Source organism: Chryseobacterium nakagawai, from assembly GCF_900637665.1.
Classification (GTDB): domain Bacteria; phylum Bacteroidota; class Bacteroidia; order Flavobacteriales; family Weeksellaceae; genus Chryseobacterium; species Chryseobacterium nakagawai.
In genome coordinates, this window is record NZ_LR134386.1 from 1,672,539 (window position 1) to 1,696,698 (window position 24,160).

Annotated in this window: 21 protein-coding genes and 1 pseudogene; 11 read left to right on the plus strand and 11 right to left on the minus strand. The window is 35.2% G+C overall.

The genetic code is table 11. The annotated features are described in order from the left end of the window. Nucleotides 1-83: 83 nt before the first annotated feature. Nucleotides 84-2,585 carry a cation-translocating P-type ATPase gene (locus tag EL260_RS07695; protein ID WP_123859606.1) on the plus strand — a complete coding sequence of 834 codons (2,502 nt, stop codon included), beginning with the start codon at nucleotides 84-86 and terminating at the stop codon, nucleotides 2,583-2,585. Nucleotides 2,586-2,842: 257 nt separating this feature from the next. Beyond that, nucleotides 2,843-3,400: an inorganic diphosphatase gene (locus EL260_RS07700; protein ID WP_007844583.1), complete on the plus strand. Its 558-nt coding sequence runs from the start codon at nucleotides 2,843-2,845 to the stop codon at nucleotides 3,398-3,400. Between the two features lie 20 nt (nucleotides 3,401-3,420). Here the strand turns inward: EL260_RS07700 and EL260_RS07705 are convergent, their stop codons facing one another. From EL260_RS07705 to EL260_RS07725, 5 genes are all read right to left on the minus strand, one after another. Next, nucleotides 3,421-4,884, minus strand: a complete 1,464-nt coding sequence (locus EL260_RS07705) for an SLC13 family permease (RefSeq protein ID WP_047437548.1) — start codon at nucleotides 4,882-4,884, stop codon at nucleotides 3,421-3,423. A gap of 49 nt (nucleotides 4,885-4,933) precedes the next feature. Further along, nucleotides 4,934-5,989 carry an MlaD family protein gene (locus EL260_RS07710; protein ID WP_052194130.1) on the minus strand — a complete coding sequence of 352 codons (1,056 nt, stop codon included), beginning with the start codon at nucleotides 5,987-5,989 and terminating at the stop codon, nucleotides 4,934-4,936. An 11-nt stretch (nucleotides 5,990-6,000) separates the two neighbouring features. Further along, the gene (locus tag EL260_RS07715; protein WP_122636979.1) at nucleotides 6,001-6,780 is read right to left on the minus strand and encodes an ABC transporter ATP-binding protein; all 780 of its coding nucleotides are present in this window, start codon (nucleotides 6,778-6,780) and stop codon (nucleotides 6,001-6,003) included. Beyond that, on the minus strand, nucleotides 6,780-7,544 hold the full coding sequence (locus EL260_RS07720) for an MlaE family ABC transporter permease (RefSeq protein WP_047437544.1): 765 nt from the start codon (nucleotides 7,542-7,544) through the stop codon (nucleotides 6,780-6,782). The genes EL260_RS07715 and EL260_RS07720 overlap by 1 nt, the downstream gene beginning before the upstream one ends. Nucleotides 7,545-7,658: 114 nt before the next feature. Beyond that, nucleotides 7,659-8,321: a BON domain-containing protein gene (locus EL260_RS07725; protein WP_047437542.1), complete on the minus strand. Its 663-nt coding sequence runs from the start codon at nucleotides 8,319-8,321 to the stop codon at nucleotides 7,659-7,661. A 240-nt stretch (nucleotides 8,322-8,561) separates the two neighbouring features. Between EL260_RS07725 and EL260_RS07730 the strand changes: the two genes are divergently transcribed. Continuing rightward, nucleotides 8,562-9,500, plus strand: coding sequence for a 1-phosphofructokinase family hexose kinase (locus EL260_RS07730; protein ID WP_123859607.1), 939 nt, complete (start codon nucleotides 8,562-8,564; stop codon nucleotides 9,498-9,500). Nucleotides 9,501-9,617: 117 nt separating this feature from the next. On the opposite strand, the gene EL260_RS07735 is transcribed toward EL260_RS07730, so the two are convergent. The 5 genes from EL260_RS07735 to EL260_RS07755 form a co-directional block, all read right to left on the minus strand. Continuing rightward, entirely contained in the window at nucleotides 9,618-10,379 is a 762-nt protein-coding gene (locus EL260_RS07735) for an SDR family NAD(P)-dependent oxidoreductase (protein WP_047437538.1), read from the minus strand. Between the two features lie 163 nt (nucleotides 10,380-10,542). Next, nucleotides 10,543-11,208 carry a BON domain-containing protein gene (locus tag EL260_RS07740; RefSeq protein ID WP_007844602.1) on the minus strand — a complete coding sequence of 222 codons (666 nt, stop codon included), beginning with the start codon at nucleotides 11,206-11,208 and terminating at the stop codon, nucleotides 10,543-10,545. A 114-nt stretch (nucleotides 11,209-11,322) separates the two neighbouring features. Beyond that, entirely contained in the window at nucleotides 11,323-13,653 is a 2,331-nt protein-coding gene (locus EL260_RS07745) for a glycosyltransferase (protein WP_122636976.1), read from the minus strand. Then, a complete protein-coding gene (locus EL260_RS07750) occupies nucleotides 13,646-14,689 on the minus strand; it encodes a glycoside hydrolase family 130 protein (RefSeq protein ID WP_123859608.1) in 1,044 nt (347 codons plus the stop codon). The genes EL260_RS07745 and EL260_RS07750 overlap by 8 nt, the downstream gene beginning before the upstream one ends. A gap of 12 nt (nucleotides 14,690-14,701) precedes the next feature. After that, nucleotides 14,702-15,193 (minus strand): hypothetical protein, encoded by a 492-nt coding sequence (locus EL260_RS07755; protein WP_123859609.1) that lies wholly within the window; start codon nucleotides 15,191-15,193, stop codon nucleotides 14,702-14,704. Between the two features lie 405 nt (nucleotides 15,194-15,598). On the opposite strand from EL260_RS07755, the gene EL260_RS07760 reads away from it, so the two are divergent. The 8 genes and pseudogenes from EL260_RS07760 to EL260_RS07795 form a co-directional block, all read left to right on the plus strand. Beyond that, on the plus strand, nucleotides 15,599-16,969 hold the full coding sequence (locus EL260_RS07760) for a L,D-transpeptidase family protein (RefSeq protein ID WP_123859610.1): 1,371 nt from the start codon (nucleotides 15,599-15,601) through the stop codon (nucleotides 16,967-16,969). A 7-nt stretch (nucleotides 16,970-16,976) separates the two neighbouring features. Then, nucleotides 16,977-17,852: a universal stress protein gene (locus tag EL260_RS07765; protein WP_123859611.1), complete on the plus strand. Its 876-nt coding sequence runs from the start codon at nucleotides 16,977-16,979 to the stop codon at nucleotides 17,850-17,852. Nucleotides 17,853-17,983: 131 nt separating this feature from the next. Continuing rightward, nucleotides 17,984-19,171, plus strand: coding sequence for a PAS domain-containing sensor histidine kinase (locus tag EL260_RS07770; protein WP_123859612.1), 1,188 nt, complete (start codon nucleotides 17,984-17,986; stop codon nucleotides 19,169-19,171). A gap of 24 nt (nucleotides 19,172-19,195) precedes the next feature. Then, nucleotides 19,196-20,248 (plus strand): response regulator, encoded by a 1,053-nt coding sequence (locus EL260_RS07775; protein ID WP_123859613.1) that lies wholly within the window; start codon nucleotides 19,196-19,198, stop codon nucleotides 20,246-20,248. A 79-nt stretch (nucleotides 20,249-20,327) separates the two neighbouring features. Further along, nucleotides 20,328-20,708, plus strand: coding sequence for a Rossmann-fold NAD(P)-binding domain-containing protein (locus tag EL260_RS07780; protein WP_228445365.1), 381 nt, complete (start codon nucleotides 20,328-20,330; stop codon nucleotides 20,706-20,708). Nucleotides 20,709-20,774: 66 nt separating this feature from the next. Next, a complete protein-coding gene (locus EL260_RS07785) occupies nucleotides 20,775-21,194 on the plus strand; it encodes an Hsp20/alpha crystallin family protein (RefSeq protein WP_123859615.1) in 420 nt (139 codons plus the stop codon). A 109-nt stretch (nucleotides 21,195-21,303) separates the two neighbouring features. Next, nucleotides 21,304-22,671, plus strand: coding sequence for an MBL fold metallo-hydrolase RNA specificity domain-containing protein (locus EL260_RS07790; protein WP_123859616.1), 1,368 nt, complete (start codon nucleotides 21,304-21,306; stop codon nucleotides 22,669-22,671). A gap of 42 nt (nucleotides 22,672-22,713) precedes the next feature. Next, nucleotides 22,714-22,911 (plus strand): annotated as a pseudogene (locus EL260_RS07795) (TolC family protein); the annotation flags it as partial. A 694-nt stretch (nucleotides 22,912-23,605) separates the two neighbouring features. Here the strand turns inward: EL260_RS07795 and EL260_RS07800 are convergent. Further along, complete coding sequence (locus EL260_RS07800; protein WP_123859617.1) at nucleotides 23,606-24,157, minus strand: GNAT family N-acetyltransferase; 552 nt, start codon at nucleotides 24,155-24,157, stop codon at nucleotides 23,606-23,608. Nucleotides 24,158-24,160: the final 3 nt, after the last annotated feature.

Sequence of the window (24,160 nt, forward strand, 5' to 3'; positions counted from 1 at the left end):
GCTGAAACCTGATACTGGTCAGGCATGGAAATTCAATTTGTATATAAATAATTGCTTATTTTTAGATAACCTATTTATTTGATATGTCTTACAACTTACCTGAAGGTCTTAGAGGTCTTACAAACGATGAAGTGGAAGCTTCCAGACTGAAATATGGATATAATCGCTTGGAGGATATCCGTAAGAATACATGGTTTGATTTGCTGATTGACATTTTAAAAGAACCCATGCTGATTTTGCTGATCATTATTTCAATTATTTATGTGATTGTAGGAGACTATGGTGAAGCAGCTTTCATGTTTGTGGCAATTGTGGCGGTGACTGCAATATCCTTTTATCAGGATAACCGTAGTAAAAAAGCTTTGGAAGAACTTGAAAAACTCAACGAACCTTTAAGTACAGTTATCAGAAATTCAGAGGCAGTAGAAATTCCGACACACGAAATTGTCGTAGGTGATTTATGCATTACCGAGGAAGGACGGATTATTAATGCTGATGGAGTAATTGTACACAGCAATGATTTTTCCGTTAATGAATCCTCGCTTACCGGTGAAAGTTTTTCAGTTTTTAAAGATAACAAATCAGAGGATAATCTTGTTTATAGCGGAACTGTGACGGTTTCTGGGTTGGCTGTTTTTAAGATACAAAAAATAGGCAAAGAAACACGTGTCGGTAAAATTGGAGAATCAATACTGAATATAAAAGAAGAAATTTCGCCATTGCAGATCCAGATTCGGAAGTTTGTAAAATGGATGGCAGTTATCGGTATTGTTATTTTTTTGATGGTCTGCATCTTCAGTTATATCAAAACCGGAGACCTGGTAACAAGCCTGCTTAGTGGATTAACACTGGCAATGTCAGTATTGCCTGAAGAAATTCCTGTGGCATTTACAACGTTTATGGCTTTGGGTGCGTGGAAACTGATGCGTCAGGGAATTATTATTAAGCGGAGCAGTATTGTAGAAACCCTGGGAAGTACCACGGTTATCTGTACTGATAAAACAGGTACCATTACTGATAATTCGATGAAGCTTCAACATTTGTATGATTACCTTTCCGACAGGATTTATGAAGAAAAGGAATTTAAAAATGATGATTTAAGTGAACTGATTAATTATGCAATGTGGAGCAGTGAGCCAGTCCCTTTTGACCCTATGGAAATCACTCTGCACAAAACATTTGAGGAGACTCAAAAGAATGATGTCAGAAAAGAGTATCAAATGTTTCACGAATATCCGCTTGAAGGGAAACCCCCAATGATGACTCATCTTTTTGAAAATACCAATAAAGACAGAATCATTGCAGCGAAAGGAGCTCCGGAAGCCATTCTGACTGTTTCCAGACTTTCAGAGACCGAAAAAAATAAGATAAGAGATATTGCAAAAACATTTGGACAGCAAGGTTATCGTGTATTGGGAGTTGCGAAGTCCCATTTTGAAGGAAACAGTTTTCCAAAAAAACAGCAGGATTTTAATTTTGAATTTTTAGGGCTGACTGTTTTTTATGATCCTCCTAAAAAAGGAATAAAAGAGGTATTTCAAAGTATTTATGATGCCGGGATTAAGGTAAAAGTCATTACCGGTGATAATGCAGATACAACGAATGCGATCGCGCTTCAGGCAGGAATTAAAAATGAGGCTCCTGCAATCAATGGCAGTGATATTATAGGTCGTTCTGAAAAAGAGCTGATGCAGATCTCGGAGAATACGGTTTTGTTTACCAGAATGTTTCCTGATGCCAAGCTTGCGGTAGTAAATGCCTTGAAAGAGAAGGGGGAAGTAGTAGCGATGCTTGGAGATGGTGTAAACGACGGTCCCGCGCTAAAAGCTGCCCATATTGGTGTGGCAATGGGAAATAAAGGAACCGAAATTGCCAAATCAGCTGCCGCACTGGTCATTACGAATGATGATTTAGAAAAATTGATTGTTGGAATTGCCGCAGGAAGAAGAATTTATACCAATATTAAAAAGGCGATTCAGTATATTATTTCCATTCATATTCCTATTATTCTGACGGTTTCTTTACCTCTGTTTTTGGGCTGGATATTCCCGCACATATTTACTCCGGTTCACGTTATTTTCCTTGAATTAGTAATGGGGCCGACTTGCTCTATTGTTTATGAAAATGAACCTATGGAAAAAAATACAATGAAACAGCCTCCAAGAGCTATGGGAGATACTTTTTTAAGTTTAAATGAACTGGGAATCAGTATTGTTCAGGGCGTGGTAATCACTCTCGGAGTTTTGCTTGCCTATCAGTTTGCTGTTCAAAATTGTGGTAGCGAAGAAAAGACAAGGGCAATGGTATTCAGTACCTTAATCTTTGCCAATATATTACTGAGCTTTGTCAACCGGTCATTCTTTTATAGTGTGTTGGAAAGTTTCAGAAACCGTAATCCTTTACTCATCGGTATTTCCGCTTTGGTACTGATAATGCTTTTAGTTATATTATATGTAAAGCCAATTTCTCTATTTTTTAAAGTAACAGCGCTCAATACAAACGAATTCGGGATGACTGTTTTCATTTCAGCCGTTTCTGTTTTATGGTTTGAGATCTATAAATATGTGAGAAGAAAGAAAAAATGAAACCTTGATAAGCAAGTACGGTAATAATTACCTTAAAAAAGGACTGGCTTTAAACCTGTGTTTTCATTTGGCAATATCATTTTTTTTAGTGATTGATATCATTTCTTGGAATGAATAATTTAATGAATTTTACACAAGCAAATTAATAACCGTGAAGATTAGCGCAGAATGCAGTTTGTTTGACAGAATCTCACAAGAAGAAGGGTGCTCATTCAAGAGTGCTCTTCTTTTAGCTAAAAAATCAATACAATAAGACAATGATAGGAAACCAACACCCATGGCATGACGTTTCACCAGGAGATAACCTGCCACAAATAGTTACAGCTGTTATTGAAATACCTAGTGGCAGCCATACAAAATACGAAATCGACAAACTATCAGGACTGATAAGACTGGATAGGATTCTTTTATCTTCTATGTATTATCCTGCCAATTATGGGATCATCCCCAAGACATATTACAGTGACGGGGATCCGTTGGATATTCTGGTGCTATGTTCGGAAAGTCTCGTTCCGCTTACCCTGGTTAATGCAAGGGTGATAGGAATAATGGAAATGACGGACGAAGAAAAAAAAGATCATAAAATAATAGCTGTGGCTGAAAATGATTCCTCTTTGGCAGATGTTCATGATATTGAAGACCTGTCGGTTTACACGGTTAATGGGATTCAGAATTTTTTTGAAGAATATAAAAAATTGGAAGGAAAAACTGTGCAGGTATTTGGTTTTAAAAATAAGGAAGAAGCTTATGCTTGTATTGAAGAAAGTTTGATGATATATGCCAAAGAAATCAAGCCTAAAATAAAAGAGGATTAATATAATAAGATCCTTTGATTTTATAATTTCATACCCGGCATCATGGGGATAAAGAACCAACATACCAACGAAATGATGATGATACAAATGATATTAAGTACAAATCCTGTTTTCATCATCGTCTGAATTTTTATATTTCCTCTGGCAAAAATTATTGCATTTGGAGGAGTTCCCATAGGAAGCATAGATGAGCAGCTTGCACTTAGTGTCATTGGGATTCCTAGTAGAAGAGGATCAATGTGTAAAGATATGGCTAGAGTAGTCATCACGGGTGAAAGAATCATTATTAAAGCCAGATTGCTGATCACTTCACTTAAAAAAATAGAGATGGCAGATATTGTCAGTATAATTAAAAGAAGATTATCTGTAGTAATGTAGGCCAGGCCGCTGGCCAACTCATTGGCTAACTGTGATACCTCAAGAGCATTGGCTAATGCAATTCCTCCTCCAAATAGCAGTAGTATATCCCAGGCCATTTTCTGAGTATCGCGCCAAACCAGTAATCTTTCAGGTTTCCTGTTTTTCTTGTTTCCGGATGGCATTAAAAATAAAAGAACAGCACTCAATAGGGCAATAACCGTGTCGTCCAGTTTAAAAAAAGTTTGCCAATTATTTAACAGGTCTTTTGAAATCCATAATAAAATGGTAAAAATGAAAATCAGCAGGACTCGTACTTCGGGCCTGCTAATTGCACCCAACTGAAGTTGGGATTTTTTTATTGTGTCTGAAGCTTCATCATTGTGTTGAATATTATTAGGGTACATTATTTTTACCAGTACTCCGTAAAGCATTAATAATAAAACTAAAGTCAGCGGCAAAAACAGCACCATCCAGTCAGAAAAGCCGATGGTATAATTGAACCTGTCTTTAATATACCCCACATAAGCAACATTGGGAGGAGTAGCAATGACAGTACCCAGAGCAAAGTTGGAAGCGTAAGCAATAGAAAGCAAGAGTGCTAAAGAAAAGTTTTGTGTATTTTTTTCATTTTTATTGTGATTATTAACGACGTGGATGACCGATACAGCCAAAGGATACATCATCATGGTCGTCGCGGTATTACTGAGCCATAAACTGAGGAAGCCTGTTGCCATAATAAAACCAAGGATGATACGATTTCCATTGGTTCCTGTGATTCTTATAATTCCCAAGGCTATTCTTTTGTGGAGATTCCATTTTTCGATGGCTATTGCAATAAAAAAACCTCCCATAAATAAAAAAACGATTGGATCTGCATAGCTTTGAGCGACTTCTTTTATGGAAGAAATACCAAAAGCGGGAAATAATACAATAGGTATTAAAGCGGTAACAGCCATAGGCACTGCTTCAAAAATCCACCAGATAATCATAAGAACAGCAACGGAAAGAACCTGATTGGCATGATGAGATAATGTAAAAGGATTAATTGTAAAACTCAATACACTTAGCAAGAGCCCAATGCTCAGGCCTATTTCTTTTCTGTGAGTTTTGTAGTAACTTTGCATGGCGGTAAGAATAAATGAATCACACTTTTGAATGGATTAACAATAATCATCATTTCTGTTTTTCAGTTTCTTTTTTCTTTTTATTAAAATAGCCTTTTAATAAAAAATTATTCCTGGCGGCGGCCTCTAGTTCTCTCAGTTCACCCACGCCTTTCTCAATATTGATAATAGTGGAATCTACAGACTTCCCGAGTTTAGGATTGTTAGTAAGTTTCGATAATACATTCTCATCATTATTTATTTTAGACGTAAATTGAATAAGATCATCAGAGCTTTTTTCAAGATTACTCAGTGTATTTTTTATTGAAAGAGCTAAAGTATCGTTGGAAGATAATTGAGAAAGCACATTGTTTTTATCATTAAGTTTTGTAGTGAAAATATTGATTTCACGAGAGCTGTTCTGTAAATTGGAAATGCTGCTTTCAATATGATCTGACCATTTCTTATCGGTAAATATTTTTGCTATAGTTCCGTTTTTATTATTCAGTATTGGGGTGAATTTTGCTAGTTCCTGAGAGCTTATCTGTAAATTTTTTATGGTTTTGTCAATGCTCGATGCAAAATCCTTATCGGTCATTATTTTTGTCAACAAGCTATTCTTATTATTCATTTTACTACTGAATTTAACCAGCTCATCAGTAATTGTTTTGGCGTTGTCTGTACTTTGTTTTATGCTTGAGAACAGATCATCTATTTCAATTGTTTTATAAGAAGCAATCACGTCATTATCCTTCACTATGGTAGTGGAGGTGGTGCCGGGCGAAATAATAAGAATTTTATCACCCATTAATCCGTCTGATGCTATACTGGCAACCGCGTCAGTTTTAATGTATTTTTGAACGTCTTTTCTGATTACTAACTTTACCAGAACCAATGAATCTGAAATAAAATCTATTTTATTAACCGTTCCTATGTTAATACCCGAAAGACGGACATTACTTCCCTGCTTTAATCCGCTGACATTCTTAAATTCTGAACGCAGAGCGAAATTAGAGCCAAACAGATTTCTGTTGACACCAATAAAGTAGATAGCTGTTATGAAAAGAAGGATGCCTGCTGTAACAAAAATTCCCAATTTCCAGTTGTTTGATGACTCGTTGCTCATGGCTGCTCTATTTATTTTTCAAAAAATGATTTTACCCAATCATCGGCATTATTTTCGATATCTTTATAGCTGCCTTCAGCTTTAATGATACCATCCTTGAGTACGATGATTCTATCACCGGTATATTTTGCGCAGGTTAAATCATGTGTTATGATAATAGATGAGGTATTGTATTTTAGTTTGATATTTCGGATGAGCCCGATAATTTCACGAGCTGTGATGGTATCTAGACCTCCTGTCGGCTCATCATAAATTATAATTTCCGGTTTAATGATTAATGCTCTTGCCAGTCCAATTCTCTTTCTCATTCCTCCTGAGAGTTCTGCCGGCAACTGATCAATAGCTTCTTCTAATCCTACGTTTTGTAATGCTTCTTTAACAGCAGATTCCATTTCCTGTTCAGTAAGATTCTTATGATTGTGCTGTAATGTAAAAATCAAATTCTCTCGGACTGTCATGGAATCATATAAAGCTCCGTTTTGAAATAGAAAACCAATTTTCATCCGGATCCGGTTGAGTTCTTTCTCATTCAATTTTGTTATATCCTTTCCTGATATAAATATTTCCCCTTTATCCACTTTAGTGAGACCGACAAGGCATTTAACAGCAACAGACTTGCCTGAGCCTGACTTTCCCAATATGACCAGATTTTCTCCTCTTTTAACGGTAAAACTGATGCCGTTCAACACCTTATTACTACCATAAGATTTGTAAACATTTTTAAATTCTATCAGTGATGTGCCGGTTACTGACCGGTCATACCCGACAGGTAAATTTTTAGTATTTTCCATTACAATTCAAAAAATAGATCAGTTACCTGTACTGCTATCAAATCAATGATAAAGATCATCAATGAAGCAATGACTACAGCTGAATTTGCCGCTTTTCCAACGCTTTTTGTGCCCCCCGAAGCATTAAATCCTTCATAACAGCCAATAATCCCGATAAAAAAACCGAAAAAAAAGGTTTTGATGATAGCTGGTACAATATCTGTATATTCCAGAGATTCAAATATGTTTGAAAAATAATGTTCCACATTGCTTTCGCTGTGCATATTAATCCCGATAAAACCACCTATGATTCCAATCAGATCAGCATATAGTACTAAAATAGGAATCATTAATGTCGTAGCAAGGGTTCTGGTCACCACCAGATACCTATACGGATTAATCGCTGAAACTTCCATGGCATCAATTTGTTCCGTTACTTTCATGGATCCTAATTCAGCTCCAATTCCTGATGAAACTCTTCCAGCACAAATCAAAGCCGTAATGACAGGTGCAATCTCTCTTATTAATGACAGCGAAACCATACCGGGTATCATAGACTCGGCTCCGAACCTTGCCATCGCAGGTCGTGACTGTATGGTGAGTACCAGTCCCATGATGAAACCTGTTATGGTCACCAATGCTAATGACTGATAACCCACAACAAAACACTGTCGGATAAACTCTTTCCACTCAAAGCCCGGTTTGAAAATTTCTTTAAAAAAGCGACTGGAGAATGAAGCTATATTGCCGACAATACTAAGATTGTTTTTTAAATAGGTTTCCACGATGTTGCGTTTATATGTTCATATAGTTAGATTGTCCATTATTGATCTTTACAGAAATACTTTCAGCCGATAGACACAATGTACAATCCGGAACGTTTAAGAATTAGTAATGAATTAAAGATCATACTCATAATCCACTGTTAATTCATTTTTTACATCTTGTATACCTGGTGTTTTCCAGACGACGCGTCCTGCTTCTTCTTTTTGATGCCAAGTGTGTACGTTCCCGGTTAATGTGACCGTTGTTCCGGATACAGAAACACTAATTTCACTATTATCGATTGAGCTTCTGTCAAGAGCCTTTTCAATATCACTCTTTTCAATGGTGTTATGGACTTCCGGGTTAATAATAATATTGTTATAAATACCTTTAACTCCGGGAAGATACTTTATGGCATTTTCTGTAATATCCCTTAAATACTCCCAGGACATTTCACCATCTAAATCTACCCAACCATTTTCTACTTTTACCGTTATTTTTTCTTCTGGAATAAAAGAGTTTGCCTTAAATGCGGCAATAATTTCACCGGCAATTTCGACATCAGTTTTTGACCTGGGATCGGGTAATTTTACTTCAATATCTTCTACCAGAATTTTTACTCCCGAGACATTTTTTGTGGCATGCTCTGCCTGTAATTTCTTGGCATAACTATCTACAGTTCCTGTAAGGGTAACAATTCCATCTTTAACAATCACTCCGATCTCTGCTGAATTTAGTAAGGGTTCCCATTTAATAGCGTCCTGAATATCTTTTTGTAATTCTGCATTTGTTTTCATTTGATTTCATTTGATTATAAATTTTATGTTTCAAAGTTCCAGAAACTTTACAGAAGATAAGATGACCAGCATCACTATGAAACATGATGTTGATCAGATCAAATATTTGGCAGTCTGTTCCTTATTGTTGAAATTTGAATAAATAATAGGAAGCATCATTTTTTGTATAATAGGAGGACAGTAATAATTTGATAATGATACTGCGCTGGATAATTCAGTAGTATAAAAAAGTTTAATAAAATGGAAAAATCTATTTTAACAATCACATTGAATCCGTCGGTAGACAAGAGCAGCAGTGTTGCAAGCATCATTCCTGAAAAAAAATTGCGTTGTCATTCCCCTAAATATGAGGCAGGAGGAGGTGGAGTTAATGTATCCAGAGCATTAAAAAGATTAGGGATTTCATCAGATATGTTTTTTACTTCCGGTGGAAGAACGGGCAGGTTGCTGGAAGAGTTACTCCAAGCCGAACAACTGAATCTAGTATCTTTCCCTACTACTGCAGAAACCCGGGAAAATTTTACTGTTTTAGATACTTCTAACAACAAGCAATATAGGTTTGGATTTCCTGGAGAACTTTTAACACAAGACGAGCAAAAAGAAATTTTAAATAGTGTTAAAGTAGTGAATCCGTTTCCCGATTTTGTAGTAATCAGTGGCAGTTTACCAGCGGAAACCGATTCGAATTTGATGAAACAGCTTGTTAGTACGTGTAAGTCAAAAGGGAGTAAAGTAATTATCGACACATCAGGAGAAGCTCTGAAAACAGCTGTAGAAGAAGGTGTATTTTTATTAAAACCCAATATAGGGGAGCTTGCGGTTTTAGTTGGAAAAGACAAGTTGGAAGATGATGATGTAGACCGAGCTGCCCAACTTATTATTTCGCAGGGAAAAGCTGAGATTGTGGTAGTCTCATTAGGTTCTCAGGGAGCGATTTTATTTTCAGCAGCTGAAAAAATTCAAATTGCGGCACCTGATGTAGAAGTGAAAAGTACAGTTGGTGCTGGAGATAGCATGGTTGCCGGAATGGTTTCTGTTTTGGTGAAAGGAGGTAATTATAAAGAAGTCCTTTCCATGGGAATCGCATGTGGATCTGCCACTACAATGGCCGAAGGAACAGGACTTTTTACAAAGCAAAATGCAAGGCGTTTATTTAATGAAATAGGAAGCTCTACCTAGTAAAGACTGATATGTCCAACCTGCAACTTAATATGAAAGGGAGGTGTTAAAAATTTTCATTGTCCTTATTTCCAAATAAGGAGTTTTGTTTCTTTACCGCTGTAGAGAATACCTATATTATTCAGCAGACATTCCACCATCAATTATCTGAGTTGTTCCTGTAATGAATTGACTGTCGTCACCGGCAAGAAATAAAACCAGCTTTGCTATTTCAATAGGTTCAGCATAACGCCCTAATGGTATTGTCGCCTCAAATTGTTTTTTAATCTCTTCAGCATGTCCTGGAGCAGAGTTTTCTTCTATAGAGCGCATCATTCTGTTATTTACAGGAGATGGATGAACCGTATTTACTCTGATTTTCCGTTTAGCTGCTTCAAGAGCTGTGGTTCGCATGATGCCAACAACAGCATGTTTACTGGTGACATAAGCGCTTAAGCCTGCAAATCCCAATATACCGGCAACAGATGAAGTCATAATGATGCTTCCGCCATCATTCATCTGGGATAAAACATATTTATTTCCTAGCCATACCCCCTTAACATTGACGGACATAATTGTATCAAAAACGTCTTCAGGATAATTTTCAATTGGCTTCACAACCCCTTCAATACCGGCATTGTTGAAAAATACATCTATTTTTCCAAATAGTTTTACGGTCTCAGTAACATAATGTTCAACATCACCAGCTTTTGAAACATCAGCAACACAATATTTTATATGTTCACTATTTAATTCGTAAGCGGTTTCTTTTAATGCATCTTCAGAGAGGTCGACGAGCATTACTTTTGCTCCCTCTTCTAAAAATATTTTAGCTGTAATTTTGCCAATGCTTCCGGAGCCGCCTGTTATAATGGCTACTTTATTTTCTAAATTTTTCATAATTTCAGATTTGTTGATTGAATTTATATTTAACTATTTTTCTTAATAATCTAGTTAATGGTATTATAGTGATGAAAAAGAATTAAAAATTGATCCCTATGTAAATGATATAAAACCTGTGGAAAACTATATGATCTTCCACAGGTCAGAGGTTAATCAAAGATTAATAAAAATCATATTCATAATTAACTTCCAGTTCATTCTTTACATTCCAAATGCCGGGGGTTTTCCAGGCAATGCGTCCTGCTTCTTCTTTTTGATACAAAGAATTTGCGGTTCCTTTTAAAGTTACCGTAGTTCCTAACACAGATACTTTAATATCATTATCGTAAATTGAGCTTCTCTTGAGTGCATTTTCAATATCTTTTTTTTGTATGGTATCATCCAATTCTGATTTGATTTTGATTTTGTTCAGTACACCCTTTACACCAGAAAGGTATTTTACTGCTCTTTCTGCTGCTTCTCTCTGATAGTTCCATGGTAACTGACCTTCCAAAGTAACCCATCCATCTTCAACTTTTATCTTGATATTGTTATCAGGAATAGTATAGTTTGATTTAAAAGTATTTAATACTTCTGTTGCAACTTCGGCATCTGTTTTTTTCCAAGAGCTAGGAAATTTAACTTCAATATCCTCGACTAAAGCTTTTACTCCAGCAACTTTTTTGGCTGCTTTTTCTGCCTCTGCTTTTTTTGCATAACTGTCAACTACGCCTGTAAGAGAAACCACACCATCTTTTACGGTGACACCAATCTCTGCTGCGTGTAATAAAGGTTCCCATGCAATGGCATCCTGAACCTCTCTCTGTAATTTTGTATTTGTTTTCATTTTAATTTTTTTTGGTTAATAAAAATGTTAAGATTGTTAATTGAAAATTTATTGTAGTTGATTTGAAATTCAAGTTATTGATTCCTTAGTAAGAGCATAGAAAGCTCTATCATTTCAGATTGGTTTTAAGAAATGTATTTTTTTATCTTGTGTGTTTTGTCCTGATTTTTCTGCTGATACAATATGTTTTTCTATGGTCAGCCTTGCCATTAAGTAACTAATGGTAGATTCAGCTCCCTGATTCAGATTGATATAGCTGTCTTCCACACCGTCATAGCATCCTCCGGTACAGGGATTGTATATTATTTGGTTTAAATGGTTATTTCCTAAAAACCAATCAAAAGCGGTAAACATTTTGTATTTATAATCTTCAATTCTGAAATTATTGTAAAATTCGTTTAGTGCTATAATGGTATAGGATACATCAATGGGCTGCTCTCCACCCGTATGGGCTGGATTAATTTCCTGACCATTATGCATCCAGCCTTTATTAGAGATTACTTTAATTGCATCCTGAGAAAATATTTTTGACAGCAGAAAGTCAAAAGAATCCAAAGCAATTGATTGATATATTGGTTTACGGATTGTTAACCACGCAAAAAGTATTGCTTCCGGAAGCACACTATTGGCATACGTGAGATAGCTTTCATACCATTGCCACTCGTTATCAGTTTCATGTTTATACATTTGAACTAAACGGTCGGCAAGTTGTTCTATAAGTCGAATATTTAACGGATTACCATTTTTAGTATTCGCAAAATACATTCCCTTAATTATAAATGCCATTGCCCTGGTTGAATGGATAGATTCGGCTTGCAAAATAGCTTTATTAAAAAGTTTCTTTGCCTTGACAATTAGTTCTGAAGGGATGATATCCTGCATCGAAATCAAGTATCCCAATGCCCATATTGCTCTGCCAAAAGCATCTTCAAGATTACAGGTGCTGTTTTGTTCTGTAAATTGTTTTTGTATATCAACATAATTGAAAAAGTAGCCTTCGTCTTGGAAACTAAATAGTATGAAATAAAAGTAGATATTGATGTAATTTAAATCATTTTTTCTTTTATAGATTCTGTAGAATTGGCACATCGCTATCAACGCTCTGGCATTATCATCCAGGGTATATCCCGAATCTTTGTCAGGGTGATTTATAATTGAAAACTGAAGGATTCCAAAATCAGTGGTCATTTTTTTCAAATGATTAAGGTTGATCTTTGGGATTTTATACGAAATAGATGAACCGGAATTTAAAAGACTTCTAAACAACTTAACATGGGCTATGGCAGAATTTTCCCATGCAGTCGGAATCATCTGATGTAAACCGTTTAATGTCATTTGATTTCTCATTGATTTGTCGTCCAGTAAATTAATTACCTGTTTGGCGAGTTGCGGTGCATCATTAAAATCTATAATGATGCCCGCTCCTTTTTCCAATATTTCCAGAGCATGTGGAATAGGAGTAGAAACAATAGGGCAGCCACAGCTGATAGCATAAGAAAAAGTACCGCTTACTGCCTGGTTGGGATCTTTGGAGGTAAACAGGTAAATGTCTGTTAATTGCAAGTATTCCAATAATAAGTCAAGAGGTAAATAATCATTAACAAAATCTACATTCCCCGATAAATCTAATTTTTCGATTAGTAATTCTAAACTTTGTCTGTATTTTTCACCATCCTGTTGTATAACACACGGGTGGGTTTTTCCTATAATTAAAAATAATGTTTCAGGATGTTGCTTAATAATGGAAGGCAAGGCTTTTAGTGTTGTTTCAATACCCTTACCTGAACTCAGCAAACCAAAAGTTGAAAGTATTTTTCTGTGCTGGTAACCATATTTTTCTTTTAAAAATTTTTTATCAATGTGCTGTACTAAGTGTGTGCCATGGGGAATCACCGTAATTTTTTCCTGTGCTATAAGATAATCATCCTCTAATATTTTTTTAGCAGACTGAGTCATTACGACTAGCATATTTGTAATTTCAGCGATACTCTGAATATATTGTTGTGTTTCCCTGTCCGGTTTCGGTAAAACGGTGTGTAATACAACTACAGAGGTTTTCTCAACAGATTGTAGGAGTATTAATAATTCTTTTTCATTGCCTCTGAACAAACCGAACTCGTGCTGAAGAACGATTAATTCAATTCGATCTGAGGTATTAATATCCCGGATTAATCTGTAATAGGAATGAGGGTTTTGTGTTTCTAAAATATAATTGACATTCTCATCATAATCATGCTTTCCGTATTCCAATGCACATATTTTAATATCAAAGGATTCTGTGAATTTGTGGGTAATTGCCTGTATTAAATCCTGAGTATAGGTCGCGATGCCGCATTCTCTGGGTGGAAAGGTGCTGAGCATCAGTAATTGAGGTGTTTTTTCTGAAACACGTTTTAAAGCGAGCTGTTTAAGTAGTCTTTTTCTCCTATTTAGTTTATTATTCATGGGGTATGTTTTTATAAGTTGTTAATTCTTTCAGTAATTCCGAAAGGCAAACCGAAGCACACGCAATATGCTCATCTGCCGCTCCGTAATAGATGTATAATGTATCCTCTCGAACCAGCGTTCCACTGGGAAAACAAACATTATTAACTTTACCATGCAGCTCGTAATTGTATTCCGGTTTAAACAATGGATAGGGTAAACGGGCTATTTCGCGGGTAGGATTTTCTAAATCTAATAATGTCGCACAAGCACAGTAAACATAACCATCCACTGTATCGTGAACACCATGGTAGATTAGAAGCCAGCCTTTTTCTGTTTCAATGGGAGGACATCCACCTCCTACATAGCTTACTTCGTGGTCGTATTTTGATGAAATGAGGATGTGATCGCTGAACATCAAAAGAAAGTTATCCCAAAAGTTGTGAGTCAGTTCACTCAAGTGGTCTACACATACAATTTGAATATCAGGTTTTATCCGGTGCAAAAAATAAAGCTTGCCATTAATTCGCCTTGGAAAGAGTATTACATTTTTGTCCCAAACCAATACTTTTTTTTTCAGTTTTTTTGAAACGATATATTTTCCATTAAAACGGAAATATTTTTCATTCAATTCTCCTTTAGATTCAGCTAAGAATTTAAATTCTTCATAAGAATATTGAGGAACAATGAGTCCCCTTTTTTCCCATGTTACCAGGTCTTTTGATGTAGCCAATGCTCCTAATGCATTTATCCCATCATATGCTGTGTAGGTGAGGTAATATAAATCATCAATTTTTACAATGCGTGGATCTTCCATCCCTTTTTTTTCATAATTGTATTGAGGATATAAAAGTGGAATTTCCATTCGGCTTTCAACGGTTACTGGGGGCTTCAGCCTACAGTAGCCAATGCTTGAATAATGATCTTTACTCACCGCTCTGTAAAACAGGTGGCAAAAGCCATTTTCACAAAAAACGGCCGGGTTCAAAACTCCCGAACTTTCAAATCCATGGTTAGTCTTTTCCAGGAGAATGCCCTCTTTTTTTACAACGATCATGATTGGTATTGTTTATTGATGATAATTATTTTCTATGAATCCTTCCTGCTGCATTTTATTACGAAGAGCACGGGCGATTTCATTGGTCAGTCTTTTTACTCCATTAGGATCATATGTTTCTGTAATTCCTGACCATATTATTTTATCATCCTTAATAGAGTATATTATGGTTTCAACAATAAATTTTTTAGTGACGGTATAGTAGCCTGGCAGATTGTAATACATCCAGTTTCTGTAGTAATAGGTGATGAAATCATTATAATACATGGGATACATATAGTATTGCTGAGGAGTATATACTTTTTCTTTATCCACATCAATCAGCCTCATCGTAATAGCCGCATCAAAACCATCTTTTTTTATTCTGCTACGCAAAGCCTGTTCATCTTTTCTGTTAAAATTCTCATCCAGATAACTGTAAGAAGTAATGCCTTTCCCATTCAGATATTTTACCATTTCATCTTCGGCACTCCTGCGATTGGTTTCGTTTCTCAATAGTGCCATTACCAGTACTTTTTTCCAATCATTGGCGTGTATATGTATATCCGGATCCCGCCAACTACTTGCTATATAAGTGGAACTGCAGGAATGGAAAAGTACTGTGCATATACATAATGTAAAAATGATAAACTTATGATATTGTATTTTTTTCATGGTAATGCTTTATGTTAATTCATCCCAAAGGTCAGTAACTTGCATGAGAAATAATATGACACGCATCACTGCGAAAAATGATGTTGGTCAGTTCGATAATTCAACTTCTTACAAGGATAAAACTCTAAACCAATTAGTATTTTGGGAGTTTTAATAAAACGAAGATTAAAGCGTAGTTGTATCATTATTTTTAGTGATGGCAGTCATTATTTCACAGTACGATAATTAGGAAATTTGTGGTATAAACTTCAGATTATGAAAACCCTTTTAACATTCACCATTATTTTTTGCTTTGCAATATTTACGCAAGCTCAGGATGTGAAAACAGCGCAGGAGATTTCTTCTTTACTAAAAGACAATGGTACGCTCTCAAAACTGCATTATCCTCAATCGGTTATTAGGTTTTATGCCGGAATTAATTCTAAATATGCGTGGATAACGGCACAAAGATCAGATCAGTCAGAAACTGCAATGTTACTGTTGGAATACTCCAGCCGATTTGGACTGTCTTTATCTGATTATCATTGGGATGCTATTTCTCTTCAGAAATTGAGAAAATTGCGAGATACTCCCGTTGAAGAGAATCAAAGTGAGAAAGCTGAGTTCGATATTCTTATGACGGATGCTCTTATCACTTTCATCAATCATCTGCATTTAGGAAAATACAACCCTTTGTACAAATCATCATATATTGATTCCAATGATATTAATGGATTTAGATCCGACGATATATTACAGAATGGAAGACAGCAGACAGATTTTCTTAAGACAATCCTTGACGTTCAGCCTAAAATAAAAGAATACACTGACTTTCAGAACTATTTAAATGTTCTCTATGCGGAAAATGACTGTATAGCTCCACAAAGAGAATATGAAAAAATCATTGTCAATATGGAGCGCTTAAGATGGATTGATACGAATGATACTTCTTATATTCTGGTAAATATTCCTTCCTATACATTGAAACTTTATAAAGGGGGCAATGTGTTTGATTTTAAAGTTATTGTAGGGAAACCCTCCACCAAAACGCCAGTTTTGAGAAGTAGTATTACTTATTTTACAACGGCACCCGACTGGAAGGTTCCTCAAAGTATTTTTGTAAAAGAAATGCTGCCTAAAATCTTAAAAAGCCCTCAATATTTAGAGGACCATCATTATTCAGTTTATGATAAAAATGGAAATCAAGTTGAAATAAGTTCATCAAAACTAAAAGAGATCCGTCATAACCCTTACCGATATAGTGTAAGGCAGTCATCCGGTTGTGATAATGCATTGGGAGCGGTAGTTTTTAGATTTGAAAACTCTTATGGAATTTATCTTCATGATACTTCTCAGAAACAATTGTTCAATGACGATGAAAGAGCTTTGAGCCACGGGTGCATTCGTGTTGAGAACGCAAAAGAACTTGCATCTCTTATGTTAAAAAATGATGGTTCTGCAAACAAGATTCCTATTCTGGAAAATGCAATGGCAGAGTATAAAAGAAGAGATTTCGTTCTGAAGCAACCTATTCCTATCATTATAGCCTATCTGACCTGTCTTATAGTAGATGGAAAGCCTGTATTATACAAAGATATTTACCATTTAGATAATTCATTAGAAAATAAATTTAACCAAAATAAATAATCAGATTATGAGAACGATTATAGTCGGCACAGACTACTCAAAGCCAGCGAAAAATGCGGCCTTTTATGCTCTGCATTTGGCCAATGCCCTGAAGGCCAACATCGATTTATGCCATGCCTTTGGGTTACCGATTGAAAGTCCAATGCTTGGGCAGACCGCGTGGTCTGTATATGAATATCCAGATTTATATGAAGAAAATACAAAAGAGCTTAAAAAGTTGGCAAAGGTACTGGAAGACAGAGAAAAAGTTGTATGGGGAGATGAAGCTTTTCCATTTCATCCTTCAATACATTATGAAAGTGAGGGAGGCGATACGGTTCATGTTATCAACAATATGGCAGCCAATAAAAAGCCGCTTCTTATCGTAATGGGCATGCAGGGAGCAGGAATGCTTACCCGCTTTATTTTCGGAAGCAACAGTATACAGATGATTGAAAACACAAAATATCCGCTTCTTTTAGTTCCTTCAGACCATAAATATAATGTGCTTAAGAAGATCGCTTTCGCTACAGATCTGAATAAAAAAGACATAAAAACTGCTCAATTATTAATTGAATTTGCCAAATATTTTGATGCTGAGCTTTTGATTACCCATATTATTCAGAGTAATAATGATGTGATCCAGGATGCCACTTATAAACATAAAAAAGAGACGTTTCTAAAGAACCTGAATGGTAAAATTTGCTATAACTGTATATACAGTGAAAATATAGATTACGGTTTGGAAATATTAAAAAACAAAGACATCGATATGCTGGTGATGGGCCATCATGACAAAAGCTTTTTCAAAAGACTATTTTTGGGAAGTCATGCCGCCAGACAGGCTGTAGAATTAAAAATTCCACTATTAACGATTCCTGAAAATGGTCATGTTCATTTTTGAATATTTAAAATTAATTATTACATATAATTGTTTATAGTAGAAATAATATTGAAACGAAAACATTTTTATAGATCGTATATGTTCATTATGCTAAAATGTATAACTTTATATGGCTGCATAATACGATAACTATGGAAAGTGCCAAACTGTTGCAAGCCATTATTGAAACGGCTATTGACGGTATTATAACCATTGATGACAGGGGGAGGATAGAAAGCCTGAATCCCTCTGCACTAAAAATATTTGGCTACAAAGAAGAAGAATTAATCGGGAAAAATATTTCAGTGTTAATGCCGGAACCGGACAGGAGCCGGCATGATGGTTATTTACTCAATTATCAGACTACCGGCGAAAAAAAAATCATTGGAAAAGGAAGAGAAGTAAAAGGTTTAAGAAAAAATGGTACACAATTTCCTTTCAGGCTTGCAGTAAGTGAGGTTCAGTTTCAGGAAAGAATTATTTATACCGGATTTATCCATGATCTATCCAAAGAAAAGGAAGCGGAAGAGTTTCTTAAAAATTATACAATAGAGCTTGAAGAATTAGTCGAAGATCGTACAAAATCGCTAAAAAAAATGCTTTATGAACTCGAAGAGGCAAAGGAGGAAGCGAATATATCGCTGGAAAAAGAAAAAGAACTCAACCGTATGAAAAGCCGTTTCGTATCAATGGCATCTCATGAGTTTCGTACTCCTTTAAGTTCTATGCAACTTTCTGTTATTTTGATAGAAAAATACCTTCAGGTTTCGGACAGTCTCCAGATCATAAAGCACCTTCATAAAATAAAGACCGCTATTGCTAGTTTGAACGGCATTCTCAATGATTTTCTTTCATTGGAAAAGCTGGAAGCAGGGATTGTACATCCTAATCACTGCCTATTTGATGTCATCAGGTTTTCAGAAGAACTAACGGAAGAAATGCAGCTTATCACCAAAGAAGATCAAATTATAATTTACCAGCATACGGGATCAGAAAGTGAAATCAATTTAGATCAAAATTTATTGAAGAATTGTCTGATGAACCTGATGAGTAATGCGATAAAATATTCCGGAGAACATACCCTGATTGAGTTTTCCACAGAAATAAAAGAAAATCAATATGTATTTTCGGTAAAGGACAATGGAATAGGAATACCTGAAGAAGATCATTCGGCTCTTTTTCAGCCATTTTTCCGCGCTCATAATACAGGAAATATTCCCGGAACCGGCTTAGGTCTTAATATTGTAGACCGCTATGTCAGACTTATGGATGGAAAGATACATTTCAAAAGCACATTCGGTAAAGGAACTGAGTTTACTTTATCATTTCCTAAAAATTGATAATAATATTCCAATTGAGTTGAGATGGAAAAAATACAGATACTGATTATAGAGGATAATGAGGACATTCGTGAAAGTACTTCTGAGATCCTTGAACTTGCCAATTATCAAGTATATCAAGCTTCAAATGGTAAACAGGGGATAGATCTGGCCATAAAACATATTCCGGATGTCATACTGTGTGATATCATGATGCCGGAGCTTGATGGCTATGGTGTACTGCACCTTCTAAATAAAAGAGAAGATACTGCACTTATTCCTTTTATTTTTATAACGGCAAAAGCAGACAGGATTGAAATAAGGAAAGGGATAGAAATGGGAGCAGATGATTACCTTACAAAACCTTATGATGATATAGAACTTCTGAATGCTATAGAAAGCCGTCTGAAAAAAAGGGAACGACAGAGAAATATTTACAGTTCCAATCTTACTCAAATAACCAATTTATTTCAGGCATCACATGGACTTGATGAGTTGCAAAAAGCGTTTAATGAAAAGAAAATTAAGTCTTTTAAAAAAAAGCAGGTTATTTATTATGAAGGAGATGTTGCAAGTAGTGTATATTTAATGATATCCGGTTCTGTAAAAACAACAAAAATGACAGAAGATGGAAAGGAATTTATGACAGGAGTATATGGAGCCGAAGATTATTTTGGCATTACCTCATTATTCGCTGGAAAGGAATACAAAGAAACTGCAGAAGTTCTTGAAGAAGCCACTCTATGTTCAGTTCCCAGAGAGGTTATCGACCAATTGTTTTACAAATATCCTGATGTAGCAGAAAAATTTATTAAGATTCTTGCCGGAAATGTTATCAGTCATGAGGAGCAGCTATTGCAGCTTGCCTATTTTTCAGTAAGAAAAAGAATGGCAGAAGTCTTACTTAAACTTCATACAAAACATCCTCAAACTGAAAATTTTGAAATTTCAAGAGAAAACCTTGCTTCTATGGCTGGAATGGCTATTGAAACAGTAAGCAGAATTCTCAGTGATTTTAAAGAAGAATATTTAATAGATAGAAATGCAGGCAAGATTACAATACTGGACGTTTCACGTCTTCAAAAATTAAAAAACTAATATCTGTCACTTTTTATAATGATTTTATACATTGAATAGTTCTAATGGGTTCAATACATTTGATCATTCAAAAGACATTATGAAAGTGATAGTTTATAATATAAATCAGGAAGAAAAAGAACTTCTTGCGTTGGCTAATCGTAAGACACACAAGATTACCATCATCACAGATCCTTTGAATGAAAATACAGTTCATTTTGCAGAGGCAAAAGATGCTGTCATTATCATCAATCAGGAAAATCAACTTTCACATAGTTTTATCCCAAAACTTATTTCATTGGGAATTCCATACCTCGTTTTAAAATCAGTGGAAGAGTTTTTTATTGATTTACCAATTATTAAAAATTCCGGAATACAATACAAAATTCTTAAATGCTCAGATCCGAAAGTGGCCGCTTCCTTGATTATTGAAACTTTAGATAATTGGGAAAATAGTGATCAGGATCATTTGAAACCCTAACTGAAATCATGGTCGGAATGCTGCTTCACTAATACCTTTGGAGTGTTAAACTAAAATAATTTTATTATGAAAACTTTAGAAAAAACCACTCAATCTCCAATGGCTCGTGTAATAGAAGATTTCTGGAATAAGGACGGATTTTTAGATGAATCCATGAAAATGGAGCCTACCATTAATATCATTGACAGAAATGGTGTCTATAAAGTCAGAGTATCAGCTCCAGGCTTTAAGAAAAAAGATTTTAAGGTAGCAGTAGAAGACGGATCGCTAATTATCAGCGCTGAAAAGAGTGTGGAGAAAAAAGAAGAAAAGGAAAATTTTGTAAGAAAAGAGTTTTCGGCTTCCTCATTTTCCCGCAGTTTCCGTCTCCCTGAAAACATCACTTTAGGTCATATAAAAGCCAATTATAAAAACGGATTGTTAAATATTACAATCAGTAAAACTAATCTGGATAAAAGAGAAGTAAAAGAGATTAAAATACGTTGATTTTTTTCACTATTAATTAATAAAACCTATTGCTCATTTAAAAATGTATTCCAATTTCTTTTGATCAAGATTATTTTCAAATGCGCAACAGGTTAATAACAATAAAGAAATGGATACAATGATTATAAAATCCCTTGGAGGTGCGGGAACGGTTACCGGATCCAAGCATTTACTGAAAACTTCTGAATTAACCATATTGGTCGATTGCGGATTGTTTCAAGGGATAAAATCACTTCGTGAACAAAACTGGCAGCCGCTAAGTATTGATTTAGCAGAACTCGATGTTGTGATTCTTACCCATGCTCATCTGGATCATTGCGGATATATTCCCCTTCTTGTAAAAAACGGTTTTAAAGGTAAAATTTATATGACTGAACCCACGAAGGAATTGACAAAATTAATCTTGCTTGACAGTGCAAAATTACAGGAAGAGGATGCAGAAAAAGCAAACTATCATCACTATACCAAGCATAATCCTGCAAAACCCTTATATACGATAAATGATGCTGAAAAATCTTTTAGACAATTTTTTACTGTGAAGGAAAATACCAGCATACAGTTAAGTAATCACATACAATGCAGATTCAAGCCCTGTGCTCATATCATTGGAGCTTGTTCAGTAGAAATTGTATGTTTTGATAAAACCATTATTTTTTCAGGAGATATAGGGCGCAGCCACAGTGCTATTCTCGCTCCACCTGATTTTTTTACTAAAGCTGATTTTTTGGTGATGGAATCAACTTACGGAGACAGGCTTCATGACAGTACCGATTTGTATGATAGTTTGGCGCATTGGATCAATTATACTGTTAATAACCACGGCAATGTAATTATTCCAAGTTTTGCTGTTGGCAGAGCGCAGGAGCTTATTTATATTCTTTATCGGCTCAAAGAGCAAAATCGAATACCTCATAATCTTCCAATAATAATGGATAGCCCTATGGCCGCCACTGCAACGGATATTATAGTCGAATATGCAGAAAATACTACTGTCGATAAAGAAAAGTGGCTGGAGATTATTGATTCTATCCATATTAACAGAGAATATGCAAATACTACGGAAATCGTTCATGATAAGCAAAGTAAAATAATTATTGCTGGAAGCGGTATGTTGACCGGAGGACGTGTGCTTGAATATTTAAAACATGATATAGGAAATAGCAGGAATACGGTATTGATTGTTGGATTTCAGGCAGAAGGTACTCGCGGAAGAGCATTGCTTAATGAATCTCATGAGTTAAAAATTCACGGAAAATATTATCCGGTAAAAGCAAAAATAGTAGAATTAACAGGGTTATCTGCCCATGCTGATCAATCTGAACTGATAGAATGGATAAGAAAATATAATAATCCTCCCCGACAGATTATGCTGGTACATGGTGAACCCTCTGCATTGGAGGCATTACGGGTTAAAATTCAGACAGATTTGAAAATACCTGTTAAAATTCTGATAAAAGATATGGAAGTGGTTTGCTAAGATAGGGACGATACCATTGTTCCGAAAAGCCTCAATAGCATAATCATTAATGATTTGTTTAAATATGCCCGTGCTGATTATATGGAAGTGCTTTTGACACAACGTGATGCGCTGGAGTCAAAATTTGAATTGGTTGAAAAGAAAGTTAATCAGTTGAAGGCAAGTGTAGCGGTATATAGAGCTCTTGGTGGAGGTTGGAATCAGAATCTACCGACTTCATCAGATGTTACTTCTCACTAATACTTTAGTGGGCAACTATATTGGAATGTACCCGATAAAACTTTTATTAAACATCAGTTTGTAAGTTGATTTTTCAAAATTATCAAATACAATAAAAATAGCGCCAACTGTCTTTAGTTGGCGCTATTTAGCTCGTGTACCCATAACCGAAGAAATATCGAAACATTTACTAGAAGATTTAGAAAGAGTTGTAGCATTAAATAATCCTGGCATGTAACTTTAACTAGTTTATCTTCAAACACTTTTATCCATGATTTAATTTGACTCAAATAAATTAAATCAGTAATACATGATATGCCTATCAGTAATTAGCTTACTTTAGAAGAATCATATCTTTTACAGACGATTGGGCAGCCTTCGGATTGTCTGTTTCAGGAAATAAGCAGGTGTTGCCACTGAGGTTGAGAATTACATAACAGTACTGAATACAACTCATAGTATGGAAAGAGTTAATTATTAAAGTGTTGGTTACTAGTATTTTATGTTTTGTTGAATTTATAAAGACTTGAAATCTACATTTTATTTGAATTGTGAATAACAGAACTGAAGTTCTTAAAAAAGTAACTATTATCGTTTAGTGTGGAACAGAAAATTATAATACAAGGAATATATTATTGATGATTGTAAATGTCTTTAGAATGGTAAAGATTTAGTGCTTCTGTGGGAAGATTTTTAGGAATGCTGAGGGAGGTTCTTAATTATTGCTATTCCATTCTCGTTGTAGCATCGCATACTGGTATTCATTTACCCATTTACCTTTGAAAAATCTGTTTTCAATGAAATGTCCTTCTTGTTTAAAACCGATACTTTTTAGCAAATTTATTGAGGCGGTATTTTCAGCATCAACTATTTCTACGATTCGATGTAGATTCCTTGTCTCAAATAAGAATTTCAAAATACCTAGCAATGCCTCTTTAGCAAAACCTTTTTTTTGTTGCAAATGTGATATTGTAATTCCAATTTCTGCTATTCTTTCATCAGATGCATCGAGTTTGATTGCACAATCTCCAATTATTTTGCCAGTTTTAATGTTTTCAATTCCATATTGTACCCGTTCCCCCGGTTTACCAAAAAACTTCGAGGAGTTGTCAATTATAAACGACCTTAATTGATTCAAGTTCATTACGTCAAACCCTTGGTATTTGACTACTTCAGGATTTGATCTATATTTATGAAAATCCTTTAAATCACTTATTGTAAGATGTCTTATCAATAACCTGTTTATGTGAATGTTTAATTGTTCCATAGT